The organism is Shewanella livingstonensis (genome assembly GCF_003855395.1).
GTDB classification, from domain to species: Bacteria; Pseudomonadota; Gammaproteobacteria; order Enterobacterales; family Shewanellaceae; genus Shewanella; species Shewanella livingstonensis.
In genome coordinates this window covers 244580-258541 of record NZ_CP034015.1, presented here as the reverse complement: position 1 = coordinate 258541, position 13962 = coordinate 244580, and the positions used below count along the sequence as shown (strand labels likewise).

The window sequence follows — 13962 nt, the reverse complement described above, 5'->3', positions numbered from 1 at the left end:
AATAATATTAGTTAACAAAAGGGTGTTCCACGTGGAACACCCTTTTTTATTATTAACAGTAGCGAATACTAGCTATCACTAATACTGACCATAACAATGACAGTCGGTAGTATGATCATTCACCATTCCCACCGCCTGCATAAATGCGTAGCAAATGGTTGGACCAACAAAATTAAAACCTAATTTTTTTAATGCTTTAGACATAGCTTCAGACTCAGGCGTTTGTGCTGGAACTTGACTTAACAATTCAAACTGATTAACGGTAGGTGAACCACCAACAAAATCCCATAAAAAAGTAGCAAAATCATTACCCTGCTCTACAAATGCCATATATGCTTTAGCATTTCTGATGATTGAATTAATTTTAAGCCGGTTACGAACAATGCCAGGCTCAAGCATTAATGCTTCTACCTTATCTTGATCAAACTCAGCAATAATACTGGGTTCAAAACCCGCAAAAAGTTGCTGGTAGTTTTGTTGCTTTTTTAAAATGGTAATCCAAGACAAACCAGCTTGCTGACCATCTAAACAAAGTTTTTCAAAAAGGTGTTTTGCATCAAATTGAGGTCGTCCCCAAACAGTATCATGGTAATGCTGATATAAAGGATCTTCACTTACCCAGCCACATCGGTTAACTTGCATGCTATGGTTCCATTGACGTTTTATTAGTACGTTAAAAAATAACCTACATCTGCCTTGCTCTACAAGGTATAATCATTAACATTTTCTATTAATAGCCTGACAGTAGTAGACATGACGACGAAACACGACGTAAAGACATTTCAAGGGTTCATCCTAACCCTGCAGGAATATTGGGCGCAGCAAGGTTGCGCAATTGTTCAACCTCTTGATATGGAAGTTGGTGCTGGTACTTTCCACCCGCAGACGTTCTTACGTTCATTAGGCCCTGAGCCAATGAGCAGTGCATACGTGCAACCGTCTCGCCGTCCTACTGATGGACGTTATGGTGAAAACCCTAACCGCCTACAACACTACTATCAATTTCAAGTAGTACTAAAGCCATCTCCAGACAACATTCAAGAGCTTTATTTAGGCTCGCTTGAAGCGCTTGGTATCGATACCAAAGTACATGATATTCGCTTTGTTGAAGACAACTGGGAATCGCCGACATTAGGCGCATGGGGTTTAGGTTGGGAAATATGGCTTAATGGTATGGAGGTGACTCAGTTTACTTACTTCCAGCAGGTTGGCGGTATTGAATGTAGCCCAGTTACCGGTGAAATCACCTACGGTCTAGAACGTCTTGCTATGTACATTCAAGAAGTTGATAGCGTATATGACCTTGTATGGACCGACGGACCACGCGGTCGTGTAACCTACGGTGACATTTTTCATCAAAACGAAGTTGAACAATCAACGTATAACTTCGAACATGCCGATGTCGACTTTATGTTTACCCTATTCGATCAATGTGAAAAAATGTGCATGCACTTATTATCACTCGAAAAGCCGTTACCACTACCTGCCTACGAGCAAGTAATGAAAGCCTCACACGCTTTTAACCTACTTGATGCTCGCCATGCTATTTCTGTCACCGAACGCCAGCGTTATATCCTTCGCGTTCGTACTATGGCAAAAGGTGTTGCAGAATCTTATTATCAAGCACGTGAAGCCCTTGGCTTCCCACTGTGTAAGTAGAGGTAACGAATGAAATTTGAAAACTTACTCATTGAAGTGGGTACCGAAGAATTACCACCAAAGGCACTGCGCACGTTAGCTGAATCATTTTTAGCTAACTTTATAGATGAATTAGCTAAAGCAGACATCCCTTTTGACTCTGCTGTTTGGTATGCTGCTCCGCGTCGTTTGGCGATTAATATATTAGGTCTCGCATTAGCACAAGCCGATAAAATCGTTGAAAAACGCGGTCCTGCGGTTAGCTCTGCATTTGATGCTGATGGTAACCCAACTAAAGCAGCACAAGGCTGGGCTCGTGGTAACGGTATTACGGTTGAGCAAGCAGAGCGATTAGTCACCGATAAAGGTGAATGGTTAGTCCATCAAGCTAAAGTGGTTGGCGTTGAAACCAAAAGCTTAATAGCTGACATGGCACAGCGCGCACTCGATAAGTTACCTATCCCTAAGCCAATGCGTTGGGGTAACAACAAAACTCAGTTTATTCGCCCAGTGCACACAATTACCATGCTATTAGGTAGCGAAGTCGTTACCGGTGAATTACTTGGCATAAAATCTGACCGCATTATTCGTGGTCATCGCTTTATGGGTCAAGCGAGCTTTGAATTAGATCATGCCGACAACTATTTAGCTGCGCTTAAAGAAAAAGGTAAAGTACTGGCTGATTATGAATTACGCAAATCACTGATCAAAGCAGATGCCGAAGCGGCAGCAACAAAACTTAACGGTGTTGCCGATATTCAAGATGGCTTATTAGAAGAAGTGGCATCATTGGTTGAATGGCCAGTTGTATTGACCGCTAGCTTTGAAGAAAAGTTTTTAAATGTACCTTCTGAAGCACTCGTCTACACCATGAAAGGTGACCAAAAGTACTTCCCTGTCTTTAATAAAGTGGGCAAGTTACTGCCTAACTTTATTTTTGTCACTAACATCGAATCAAAAGATCCACAGCAGATTATTTCAGGCAATGAAAAAGTGGTTCGCCCACGTCTTGCTGATGCTGAGTTCTTCTTTAATAACGATAAAAAACAAACCTTGGAATCTCGTCTAGCCAGTCTAGAAACGGTAGTATTCCAAAAACAACTGGGCACATTAAAAGCCCGAGTTGAGCGAATTTCAGCATTAGCGGGTTTTATTGCGACAAAAATGAACGACAACGGCGTAAACACCAATAGTGTTGATGCTAGCCGTGGCGGTTTATTGTCTAAAGCTGATCTCATGACCAATATGGTAATGGAATTTACTGATACTCAAGGCACAATGGGTATGCATTATGCTCGGTTAGACGGCGAAACAGAAGCTGTAGCGGTTGCACTTGAAGAGCAATATAAACCTAAGTTTTCTGGTGATACGGTTCCAACAGCAAGTGTATCTTGTGCCGTTGCCTTAGCAGAAAAGCTCGATACTTTAGTGGGTATTTTTGGCATTGGTCAAGCACCAAAAGGTGCTGCTGATCCATTTGCACTTCGTCGTGCTGCTATCGGTATTTTACGTATTATTGTCGAAAACAAACTGCCTCTAGACTTAGTAGAATTAATCGCTAAAGCACAAGCGTTGCACGCAACCAATGTGACTAACAGCAATACCAGCGATGATGTTCTTGAATTCCTTCTCGCACGTTTCCGAGCTTGGTACCAAGATAAAGGCATTCAAGTTGATGTTATTTTAGCTGTACTGGCTCGTCGTCCAACACGTCCTGCTGATTTTGACAGTCGTGTTAAAGCTGTATCACATTTCCGTGGCTTAGAAGCTTCTACAGCGCTTGCTGCAGCCAATAAGCGTGTTTCTAATATATTGGCTAAAGTTGAAGGCGAATTACCCGCAACCATCAATTCAGCTCTATTAACAGAAACAGCTGAAAAAGCATTAGCCGACAAACTTGCACAACTGCAACCACAGTTAGCACCTTTGTTTGCCACTGGCGATTACCAACAAGCATTAACCTTATTAGCTGACTTACGTGAAAGCGTCGATCTGTTTTTTGAAGATGTAATGGTAATGGCAGATGATGAAGCATTGAAGAATAACCGTTTAGCATTATTAACCAATCTTCGAGAGCAGTTCTTACACGTTGCGGATATTTCACTTCTACAATAATGTGATACAGCAACAATAAAAAAAGCGCCTTTCGGCGCTTTTTTTTAGTCATCTTTAACATTAAGAGTAGTAATACCTAACCCTCACCACATTAATAACTTTCAATGTTCAAAGCACTAATTTGAAAATCAGGTTTAAAACTTAATCAGTTTTTGATGTAATGCCGCAAACTCTTGTTCGCTCAAATCCACTTGGGTCAACAATACTATTAATGCTGGTTGAGGTAATTTATCCACCTGTTGTAGCATAGAGCACTCGCTAATAATATTGGCTTTCCATATAAGCAATGTCATGTCATCTGTTGGCTTAATATTGGTATTAGCAAGTAACGATAATGGCGTTTCAACATGTTGCGGTAACTGCCAATGACGAGCAAGAAGCGCACTTAACGTTAATGACTTTGTGGTCATCACCTGCTTAAACAACATTGAACTAGGCTGCTCTCCAGGCTCTGCTTGATAAAAAGCATCCACCAGCATTTTAAAAATCGCAATTTTACCAACATCATGCAATAGGCCTAATAAAAATGCGCTATCACGTTGATCGGCGCTCGCTAACTCACTGGCTAAAAAGGCAACCTGCATGGAGTGACGCCAAATTTCAGCACCAAAACGTCTAAAATAAATAGGCTTAATATCTATTAACTCACGGGCCAAACAGGTAGTAATAAATTGTCTTAATAGTTGTCGACCCACTTGAACTAATGCTTGCTGAATACTATTAACATCGTTATCAGCTCGTTTGAAAGCCGGCGAATTACATAACTTGAGCACCTCTACACATAGCAAAGGATCTTGCTCAATAAGCTGTATTAGTTCTTGAATATCAATATTGTCGTCGGCAAGTTTTTTATCGAGCTCGAGTATTTTACTGGGTAACTTTAATACGTTTTCCGCGATAGATTTTGGTGAGCTCAATGCCAGCTCAATCTCTTGTATAACACTACGTTCAAGATTATTAGCAATACCCGTGGTCGTGGTATACGGGCTTATAAACAGAAAACTATAAAATAACGTAGACAAATCTAACTGAGATTCGACCGCTTGCTTTTCGGTAACCTCTATTACAGGTATCTGCGGTTTAGCTTGTTGACGTTTTTCAGCTGCGGTTATACCGGTAAATCTGACTTGTTCATTACGGTCGCGAATATTAAATAATTTTTTAAAGAAACCAATAACCACTGTAAATAACCTTATTAAAAATGAATTAAATACGAGTAATAAGCATAGCAGTGAAAACAAAAATGGGTGCCAAAAGGCACCCATTTACACACTATAATGTGGGTTACACGTCTAAGTTTGCAACATTAAGCGCGTTAGTTTCAATAAACTCACGACGCGGCTCAACTTGGTCGCCCATTAAACAAGTAAATAGCTGATCGGCAGCAACTGCATCTTCGATGGTAACACGTAGCATACGACGAGATTCCGGATCCATTGTGGTTTCCCACAATTGCTCAGGGTTCATTTCACCCAATCCTTTATAACGTTGGATATACAGGCCGCGTTTAGCTTCACTGATGGTCCAATCTAGCGCTTCTAAGAAACTTTCAACTTCTTTAACACGCTCACCACGTTGTACATAACCGCCTTCTTCAATCATACCTTCTAACGCAGCACCTAGTTTGGCTATACGCTGATAATCTGATGAGGTAAAGAAGTCATAACCAAATAGATAGTTAGTATCAATGCCGTGCTTACGGATAGTCACGCTAGGAGTATAAACCTTGCGCTCTGGATCAAGCATCACATTTGCGGTAAAGATAATACCGCTGCTCTCACGCTCAACTAAATCTGCAATAAAGTTATTACACCATGTGGTCATTTGCACTTCATCACTTAACACTTCAGCGCTGACTTCAGGGTGATACAACATACGATCAAGTAAGTTGGCTGGGAAGCGTTTTTCTAAACGCTTAATAATGCGTTCAACTTCACGGTACTGCGCCACTAAACGCTCTAATGGTTCACCAGACATACCAAAAGCACCTTTACTTGGATAAATATTGGTGCCATCAAGTGCTTGAGTAGTTAAATATTCGGTTAATGCCGGCTCATCTTTCAAATACTGTTCTTGCTTACCTTTTTTCACTTTAAAAAGTGGTGGTTGAGCAATATAAATATAACCACGTTGAATGAGCTCTGGCATTTGACGGAAGAAGAAAGTCAGCAGCAAGGTACGAATGTGTGAGCCGTCGACGTCAGCATCGGTCATGATGATGATGTTATGATAACGAGTCTTATCTGGATTGTATTCATCGCGGCCAATACCACAACCTAATGCGGTAATTAGCGTTGCCACTTCTTGTGAAGATAACATCTTATCAAAACGGGCTTTTTCGACGTTTAGGATTTTGCCTTTAAGCGGCAAAATCGCTTGGTTTTTACGGTTACGCCCCTGCTTGGCTGATCCGCCAGCAGAGTCTCCTTCCACTATGTATATTTCAGAAAGACCAGGATCTTTTTCTTGGCAATCAGCAAGTTTTCCTGGCAAACCACCTAGATCTAACGCGCCTTTACGACGGGTCATTTCACGGGCTTTTCGAGCAGCTTCACGAGCGCGTGATGCATCAACGATTTTACCCACAATTAATTTAGCATCTGCAGGGTTTTCTAATAGGTAATCGTTTAACTGCTCACCCATTGTCTGTTCAACAGCACTTTTCACTTCACTAGAGACTAGCTTGTCTTTAGTTTGCGAGCTGAACTTAGGATCGGGTACTTTTACCGAAATAACCGCGGTTAAACCCTCACGAGCATCATCACCAGTGGCATTAGTTTTACCTTTTTTGTTATAGCCTTCACGTTCCATGTAGTTATTCAAGTTACGTGTTAACGCACCACGGAAACCCGCTAAGTGGGTACCACCATCGCGTTGTGGAATATTATTGGTAAAACAGTAAATGTTTTCTTGATAGCCATCATTCCACTGCATTGCTACTTCGACAGTAATACCGTCATCTCTCTCTTGAGAAAAATGAAATACGTCTTTGTTAATTGGCGTTTTATTTCGGTTTAAGTAATCAACAAAGGCACTAATACCACCTTCGTACTTAAAGAATTCGTCTTTATTTTCGATTTCGTCAACTAAACGAATAGCCACACCGGAGTTCAAGAATGATAGTTCACGTACGCGTTTGGCTAAAATTTCAAAGTGGAATTCAACGTCAGTAAACGTATCTGAGCTTGGCCAAAAACGAAGTTCTGTACCGGTTTTAACTGAATCACCAATTTCTTTAATAGGTGCATCAGGTATACCATGAGTATAAAACTGCTCATAGATTTTACCCGCACGACGAATGGTTAACTGCAGTTTTTTCGATAACGCATTAACTACCGATACACCGACACCGTGAAGACCACCAGAGACTTTATAAGAGTTATCATCGAACTTACCACCAGCATGAAGTATCGTCATGATGACTTCAGCAGCAGAGATACCCTCTTCTTCATGTATCGAAACAGGAATACCACGACCATCGTCTTTTACTGAGACAGAACCATCGGAATGAATGGTAATGGTGATTTCACTACAATGGCCGGCTAAAGCTTCATCGATAGAGTTATCAACCACTTCGAATACCATGTGATGAAGACCTGTGCCATCATCAGTATCACCAATGTACATACCAGGTCTCTTACGGACTGCATCAAGGCCTTTTAATACCTTGATACTCGAAGAATCGTAACTATTCTCTGACATATTTATCTCTCGTTGTTATTCAATAACCGTTACCAGCCCGTGTTCCACATGAAACATCCTTTTCGGAGGGCTAGATAACGAATCGACTATTGCTAGCGGATCGATCGCGGTGACAAAAATTTGTGCACCGGTTTCGGTTAACTGCTGAAGCAATAGCTGCCTATGCTGTGCATCCAACTCTGACGGTAAATCGTCAACTAGATAAATACTATTTTTATCTAGCTGTTGTTTGAGCAACTTTCCCTGTGCAATACGCAGTGCACAGACTAATAATTTTAATTGTCCACGGGACAATGCATCCTGTGCTGGTAAAGTGCCCACACGCAAACGTAAATCTGCTTTATGGGGACCACTACCCGTATTACCAGCAGCTAAATCTCTTGAGTATTGGTTTTCAAGTAATTGTGCAAAATCCGTTTTACTGTCCCATCCTCGGGTAAAAGAAACCTTAATATCAATCTGAGGTAAAAACACTCCGATTATACCCTTTAGTAGCACATTTAACGAGTCTACATATTGATTTCGTATCTCGGTAACTTGTTCAGCATACCGCACCAACTCTTTATCCCAAAACTGTATTTGACTATAGGAGGATTGATTTCTAAGCAACTGATTCCGTTGTTTTAATACCTTACGGGTATTCACCCAAGCTTGATAAAAGTGCGGGTCAGAATGAAAAGCACCCCAATCGATAAATTGACGACGTGCTTTAGGTCCCTCAAACAGTAAAGAAAAACTTTCTGGAGTAATAACTTGAATGGGTAATGTTTCGGCCAGGGTTGATAAGCGCTTTACTTTTTCACCGTCGATCTTAACTTCAATCTCACCACTTCGATGGCGACGTAAGCCAATTTTACAATCTCTGTCTGCATTCGTTAAGTGAGCAAATAAAGTCAGTTTATCGTCATCATGGTTGATGACTCGTTGCGATAAATGACTGCGAAACGAGCGGCCCATTCCCAAAAAGTATATAGCTTCAAGAATACTGGTTTTGCCACTACCATTTTGACCGTAAATCAAATTTAAGCCATCACAAGGCTGAAATGACGCAGAGGTAATATTACGAAATGAACCTATGGTAATACGCGATAAACTCATGAAGACCTATTTGTGACCACCGAAATGAATAATCCTACACAGACAAATAAGGTGCCTTACAGCACCTTATTAAACTATCAGACCATAACCCGTTATAAACGCATTGGCATAACCACATACATAGAATCTTCTTCTTTGTGGTTTTCAATTAACGCACTTGAATTACCATCAATTAAGGTAATTCGCACTTCATCACTGGCTAAGTTATTTAATACATCAAGTAGATAACTAACATTAAAACCAATTTCTAAAGTGTCAGAGTCATAATCAACATCAATAATTTCTTCAGCTTCTTCTTGCTCGGGGTTATTGGCAGTAATTTTCAATAAACCAGGTTCGAGCTGAATACGCACACCACGGAATTTTTCATTAGACAAAATAGACGCACGAGTTAATGCTTGTTTTAACTGATTTCGGCTGGCAATAACTACTTTAGTGCCACCCTTAGGTAACACTCTACGATAATCAGGGAAGCGACCATCAACCAGCTTGCTGGTAAACACCGCGGAGGTAGTAACCGCCCGAATGGCATTGTCACCAATGGCAATAGTGATGTCCTGATCGTCACTGTCGAGCAAGCGCGCCATTTCAACCACCCCTTTACGAGGCACAATAACTTGTTTTTCAGGTAATGAGATATCTAACGTACGATGACTTAACGCTAAACGGTGTCCGTCGGTGGCAATTGCACGTAGTACATTACCTTCGGTTTCAAATAACAAACCGTTAAGGTAATAACGCACATCTTGGTTAGCCATTGAGAACTGGGTTGAATCGATAATCGACTTCAACACGCCCTGCTTTAAGCTAAATTCGATATCCGCTTGGAATTCTTCAACGTTGGGATAATCTTCAGCAGGTAATGTTGCTAATGAAAAACGGCTGCGACCAGAACGCAATAACCATTTATTATCTTGCTGTTCTACTTTTAATTCACTTTGCTCTGGTAATGACTTAACAATATCCAGCAGCTTTTTGGCTGGAACGGTCGTACGACCGATATCGATATCACCATGAATTGCCACTTGGCCCACTAACTCAACTTCTAAATCAGTGCCCGTTAGCTTAAGTGAAGACTCACTAACCTCGATTAACAAGTTGGCTAATATAGGTAAATTGTGTCTGCGCTCTACCGCGCCGCACACTAGCTGCAACGGTTTTAATAGGGCGTCCCTATCAATTGAAAATTTCATCGTGTCTACATTCCCTGAATTAAGAAGACAAAGTTCTAATCAAGTTAGCATAATCTTCTTTAATGTCATGACTCTCTTCGCGCAGTTGAGCTATTTTACGGCAAGCATGCAATACTGTCGTATGGTCACGACCACCAAAAGCATCACCAATTTCCGGTAAACTTTGGTTGGTAAGTTCTTTAGATAACGCCATCGCCACTTGTCTAGGTCTTGCTACACTGCGAGAACGGCGTTTAGATAGCATATCTGCCATTTTAATTTTGTAATATTCAGCAACTGTCTTCTGAATATTATCTATGGTGACTAACTTTTCTTGCAGTGCCAAGAGATCTCTTAATGCTTCACGCACAAAGTCGATGGTGATTGGCCGACCGGTAAAGTTGGCATTAGCAATTACGCGGTTTAACGCGCCTTCTAATTCGCGTACGTTTGAACGTAAGCGTTTAGCAATAAAAAATGCCACTTCGTCGGGTAGGTTAATACCGCTTTCTTGTGCTTTTCGCATTAAAATCGCTACGCGGGTTTCTAACTCAGGCGGCTCAATAGCAACCGTTAGGCCCCAACCAAAGCGTGATTTTAAGCGATCCTCTACTCCGTCGATCTCTTTAGGATAACGGTCTGAGGTTAAAATAATTTGATGATTACCTTCTAGCAACGCATTAAAGGTATGGAAAAACTCTTCTTGTGAGCGATCTTTATTGGCAAAGAATTGAATATCATCAATAAATAACGCATCTACACTGCGGTAATAACGCTTAAATTCTTCGATCGCATTATTTTGTAATGCTTTAACCATGTCTTGAACAAAACGCTCAGAATGCATATACACCACTTTAGCATTGGGATTATTTTTAATAATGCCATTACCTACTGCGTGTAAAAGGTGAGTTTTGCCTAAACCAGTGCCGCCATATAAAAATAATGGATTATAGGCACCACCTGGATTTTCAGATACTTGCAACGCCGCAGCTTTACCTAATTGGTTCGATTTACCTTCAACAAAGTTATCAAACTGATACGTAGGGTTAATATTACTGCGATGATTAGGATTAATAATCGGTTCAGCCTGGGTATTAAAAGACGTCGTTCCCACTTGGGCTTTGGTTTGGCGATGTACAGGCCTAGCCGCTACTGGAGCAGGCGCAACTGGACGTGCAGAAGGACGGCTACCAATATCAAAACGTAACTTAGGTGCATTACTGCCCATTTGTTCAGTAAAAAATTGATTAATGATATTGATGTATTTATCGCGTACCCAATCCAGCACAAAACGATTTGGCGCATACAAAACCAATGTATCACCATCCATTTCAGCCTGTAACGGACGGATCCACATACTGAACTGCTGCGCTGATAACTCGTCTTGCAGTCTGCCGATACATTGTTGCCAAAGTGAAACCGCCACTTATTTATCCCCAAATATCTTTGATCAAAGGAGGAGTATTCTATAGTGAGATCACAATGATCGCTATCCTTAATAGAATAATTATCCCCAGCGGGATCATTCTGTGTATATGTAGATGATCATCAAAGATCAAAATCGATCTGATAATTGTAAATTCCAAGCAAATCCAGCTTTATTAACCGATCCACATTGATCTATAATAGAGATTGTTTGATCTACTGAAACAGCGAAAGATCCACAAGATGTAGTGTCTGTACACAGACTTATCCACAACTTATGGTGCTTATTACTCAGTAGCGTTAAATAAAGATTGGCAGAAATTTATCATATAAGCACTTTCGTTATTGACGACAGTACTTAAAGTGATTACAATTCGGCCTCTTTTTTACCCTTACCTCTAATGTTGGAGATAAGGAAAATTCACTAACAAAGACGGATTGCCATCATGAGTAAACGTACTTTTCAACCTAGCAACCTGAAGCGCAAGCGTTCTCACGGCTTCCGCGCTCGCATGGCTACTGTAGGTGGCCGTAAGGTGCTTGCACGTCGTCGTGCGAAGGGTCGCTCTCGTTTATCTGCGTAAGTAGATAACTAGGTGACTAGCTATACTTTTTCGCGGGAGTTACGTTTGTTAACTCCCGCGCAATTTAAATCTGTATTCTCCAATCCAATCAAAGCATCCTCTGCTGAAATAACTCTGCTCGCAATTCCAAATTCAGAGCAACATCCTCGTTTAGGATTAACTGTGGCCAAACGTTTTGTTAAACGTGCAAACCAACGTAATCGTATTAAACGTGTGATAAGAGATAGTTTTCGTTTACATCAACACGACATCCCAGATATAGATATCGTTGTATTAGTCAGAAATGGCGTGATGGAAATGGAAAATGCAGAACTACACAAATTAATAGAAAAGCTATGGCGCAAACTCAGTCGCCGTTACAATGGCTAGCAACTACGGTAATCCGTGGTTACCAAATTCTTATCAGCCCTTTATTGGGACCGCGTTGTCGGTTCAATCCAACTTGTTCTTATTATGCTATAGAAGCAATAAAAACACATGGAACGATGAAAGGTAGTTGGTTTGCAATGAAACGCATATTAAAATGTCACCCTTTACATCCCGGCGGTAGTGATCCCGTCCCCCCTAAAAATGACAGGTGTAATAAATAGGCTATGGAATCTCAACGCAATATATTGCTAATCGGTCTGCTGTTTGTCAGCTTTTTAATGTGGCAACAATGGCAAACGGATAAAGCACCACAACCGGCAGCAGCTCAAACTGTTAGCCAAACTAACGCTTCACCACAACACAGTGCTGACGTTCCAGAAGCGGATATCACTGGGGTACCAGTAGAATTACCTGCAACTAAAAATCTTATTAGCGTTAAAACTGATCAGCTTGATATTAAAATCAATCCGATTGGTGGTGACATTGTTTATGCCGCATTAGTGGAACATAAACGCGAAATAGACAGTAATGACCCATTCGTCATTTTAGAGCAAAACAACGATTTTACTTATATAGCTCAAAGTGGACTCATTGGTCGAGATGGTATCGATAGTAGTGCTAATGGTCGCGCAACTTATAGTGTTCAAGCTGATTCATATTCGTTAGCTGATGGTAAAGACACACTAGCAGTGCCATTAACTTACACAGCAGACAACGGTGTCACCTACGTAAAAAACTTTACCTTTACTCGGGGTCAATACGACATCAAAGTTGATTACAGCATCAACAATACTTCTGCTGCGCCTTTACAAGTGCAAATGTATGGCCAAATAAAGCAATCGATTAAAGAATCTGAAAGTAGCATGATGATGCCTACTTATCGTGGTGCCGCATTCTCATCACAAGATACTCGTTATGAGAAATATAACTTTGACGATATGGCTGATAAAAACTTGAATAAAGTCACATTGGGAGGTTGGGCAGCAATGCTACAACACTACTTTGTGTCTGCTTGGGTTCCACCAGCAACGGATTCAAACACTATTTTCTCAAGTCTGAGTGCGGGTGGACTCGCTAATATTGGTTTCCGTGGCGCGGTATATGATATAGCACCGGGTGCAACCCAAGATATTAGCTCACAGTTTTATGTAGGCCCTAAAAATCAAAAAGCGCTTTCAGCCATTTCTGAAACCTTAAACTTGGTAGTTGATTACGGTTTCTTATGGTGGTTAGCCATCCCAATCCATTGGTTATTGATGTTCTATCAATCATTTGTCGGTAACTGGGGTGTAGCAATTATTTTGATTACTCTCACAGTGCGTGGTGGTCTATATCCTCTGACGAAGAAGCAATATACCTCTATGGCCAAAATGCGTAATCTTCAGCCTAAATTGACTGAGATGAAAGAGCGTTTTGGTGATGACCGTCAAAAGATGGGTCAAGCAATGATGGAGCTGTATAAGAAAGAAAAAGTAAACCCTATGGGAGGTTGCTTACCTATTCTGTTACAGATGCCTATTTTCATTGCGCTTTACTGGGTGTTACTTGAAAGCTATGAATTACGTCATGCACCATTTATGTTGTGGATTAATGACTTATCGGTACAAGACCCTTACTACGTATTACCATTGTTAATGGGTTTATCGATGTTTTTAATGCAGAAAATGCAACCGGTAGCGCCAACAATGGATCCAATGCAAGTGAAAATGATGCAGTGGATGCCAGTTATCTTTACCGTATTCTTCTTATGGTTCCCAGCAGGTCTAGTACTTTACTGGTTAGTAGGTAACTTAGTTGCCATCACCCAGCAGAAGATTATTTATGCCGGCCTTGAGAAAAATGGCATAAAATAAGCCTAA

General features: G+C 40.9%; 12 protein-coding genes. 6 read left to right on the top strand and 6 right to left on the bottom strand.

The genetic code is table 11. The features are described 5' to 3' along the window. Positions 1–78: 78 nt before the first annotated feature. Positions 79–642 carry a DNA-3-methyladenine glycosylase I gene (locus EGC82_RS01155; protein WP_124729143.1) on the bottom strand — a complete coding sequence of 188 codons (564 nt, stop codon included), beginning with the start codon at positions 640–642 and terminating at the stop codon, positions 79–81. A gap of 111 nt (positions 643–753) precedes the next feature. On the opposite strand from EGC82_RS01155, the gene glyQ reads away from it, so the two are divergent. Together glyQ and glyS are read left to right on the top strand one after the other, a co-directional pair. Next, positions 754–1659, top strand: a complete 906-nt coding sequence (gene glyQ, locus EGC82_RS01150; protein ID WP_124729142.1) for a glycine--tRNA ligase subunit alpha — start codon at positions 754–756, stop codon at positions 1657–1659. 9 nt (positions 1660–1668) lie between these two features. Then, positions 1669–3753, top strand: a complete 2085-nt coding sequence (glyS, locus tag EGC82_RS01145; protein WP_124729141.1) for a glycine--tRNA ligase subunit beta — start codon at positions 1669–1671, stop codon at positions 3751–3753. A gap of 134 nt (positions 3754–3887) precedes the next feature. Here glyS and EGC82_RS01140 read toward each other — a convergent pair whose 3' ends face one another. From EGC82_RS01140 to dnaA, 5 genes are all read right to left on the bottom strand, one after another. Beyond that, positions 3888–4934 (bottom strand): HDOD domain-containing protein, encoded by a 1047-nt coding sequence (locus EGC82_RS01140; protein ID WP_124729140.1) that lies wholly within the window; start codon positions 4932–4934, stop codon positions 3888–3890. Positions 4935–5037: 103 nt separating this feature from the next. Further along, the gene (gyrB, locus tag EGC82_RS01135; RefSeq protein WP_124729139.1) at positions 5038–7455 is read right to left on the bottom strand and encodes a DNA topoisomerase (ATP-hydrolyzing) subunit B; all 2418 of its coding nucleotides are present in this window, start codon (positions 7453–7455) and stop codon (positions 5038–5040) included. Between the two features lie 15 nt (positions 7456–7470). Beyond that, positions 7471–8553 (bottom strand): DNA replication/repair protein RecF, encoded by a 1083-nt coding sequence (gene recF, locus EGC82_RS01130; RefSeq protein ID WP_124729138.1) that lies wholly within the window; start codon positions 8551–8553, stop codon positions 7471–7473. Positions 8554–8645: 92 nt separating this feature from the next. Then, positions 8646–9746 carry a DNA polymerase III subunit beta gene (dnaN, locus tag EGC82_RS01125; RefSeq protein ID WP_124729137.1) on the bottom strand — a complete coding sequence of 367 codons (1101 nt, stop codon included), beginning with the start codon at positions 9744–9746 and terminating at the stop codon, positions 8646–8648. A gap of 19 nt (positions 9747–9765) precedes the next feature. Continuing rightward, entirely contained in the window at positions 9766–11151 is a 1386-nt protein-coding gene (gene dnaA, locus EGC82_RS01120) for a chromosomal replication initiator protein DnaA (protein ID WP_124729136.1), read from the bottom strand. Positions 11152–11596: 445 nt separating this feature from the next. Between dnaA and rpmH the strand changes: the two genes are divergently transcribed. The 4 genes from rpmH to yidC are packed head-to-tail and all read left to right on the top strand — an operon-like array spanning position 11597 to position 13956. Further along, on the top strand, positions 11597–11734 hold the full coding sequence (gene rpmH, locus EGC82_RS01115; protein WP_124729135.1) for a 50S ribosomal protein L34: 138 nt from the start codon (positions 11597–11599) through the stop codon (positions 11732–11734). A 12-nt stretch (positions 11735–11746) separates the two neighbouring features. Further along, complete coding sequence (gene rnpA / locus EGC82_RS01110) at positions 11747–12103, top strand: ribonuclease P protein component (protein WP_011639470.1); 357 nt, start codon at positions 11747–11749, stop codon at positions 12101–12103. After that, positions 12070–12324: a membrane protein insertion efficiency factor YidD gene (yidD, locus tag EGC82_RS01105; protein WP_124729134.1), complete on the top strand. Its 255-nt coding sequence runs from the start codon at positions 12070–12072 to the stop codon at positions 12322–12324. The genes rnpA and yidD overlap by 34 nt, the downstream gene beginning before the upstream one ends. 3 nt (positions 12325–12327) lie before the next feature. Beyond that, positions 12328–13956, top strand: a complete 1629-nt coding sequence (gene yidC, locus EGC82_RS01100) for a membrane protein insertase YidC (protein ID WP_124729133.1) — start codon at positions 12328–12330, stop codon at positions 13954–13956. The last annotated feature ends 6 nt before the right edge of the window (positions 13957–13962 follow it).

What these genes read in the sequence shown, in the direction of transcription:
- EGC82_RS01155 (WP_124729143.1), bottom strand. Translation starts at nt 642, where the DNA reads ATGCAAGTTAACCGATGTGGCTGGGTAAGTGAAGATCCTTTATATCAG.
- glyQ (WP_124729142.1), top strand. Translation starts at nt 754, where the DNA reads ATGACGACGAAACACGACGTAAAGACATTTCAAGGGTTCATCCTAACC.
- glyS (WP_124729141.1), top strand. Translation starts at nt 1,669, where the DNA reads ATGAAATTTGAAAACTTACTCATTGAAGTGGGTACCGAAGAATTACCA.
- gyrB (WP_124729139.1), bottom strand. Translation starts at nt 7,455, where the DNA reads ATGTCAGAGAATAGTTACGATTCTTCGAGTATCAAGGTATTAAAAGGC.
- recF (WP_124729138.1), bottom strand. Translation starts at nt 8,553, where the DNA reads ATGAGTTTATCGCGTATTACCATAGGTTCATTTCGTAATATTACCTCT.
- dnaN (WP_124729137.1), bottom strand. Translation starts at nt 9,746, where the DNA reads ATGAAATTTTCAATTGATAGGGACGCCCTATTAAAACCGTTGCAGCTA.
- rpmH (WP_124729135.1), top strand. Translation starts at nt 11,597, where the DNA reads ATGAGTAAACGTACTTTTCAACCTAGCAACCTGAAGCGCAAGCGTTCT.
- yidD (WP_124729134.1), top strand. Translation starts at nt 12,070, where the DNA reads ATGGCGCAAACTCAGTCGCCGTTACAATGGCTAGCAACTACGGTAATC.
- yidC (WP_124729133.1), top strand. Translation starts at nt 12,328, where the DNA reads ATGGAATCTCAACGCAATATATTGCTAATCGGTCTGCTGTTTGTCAGC.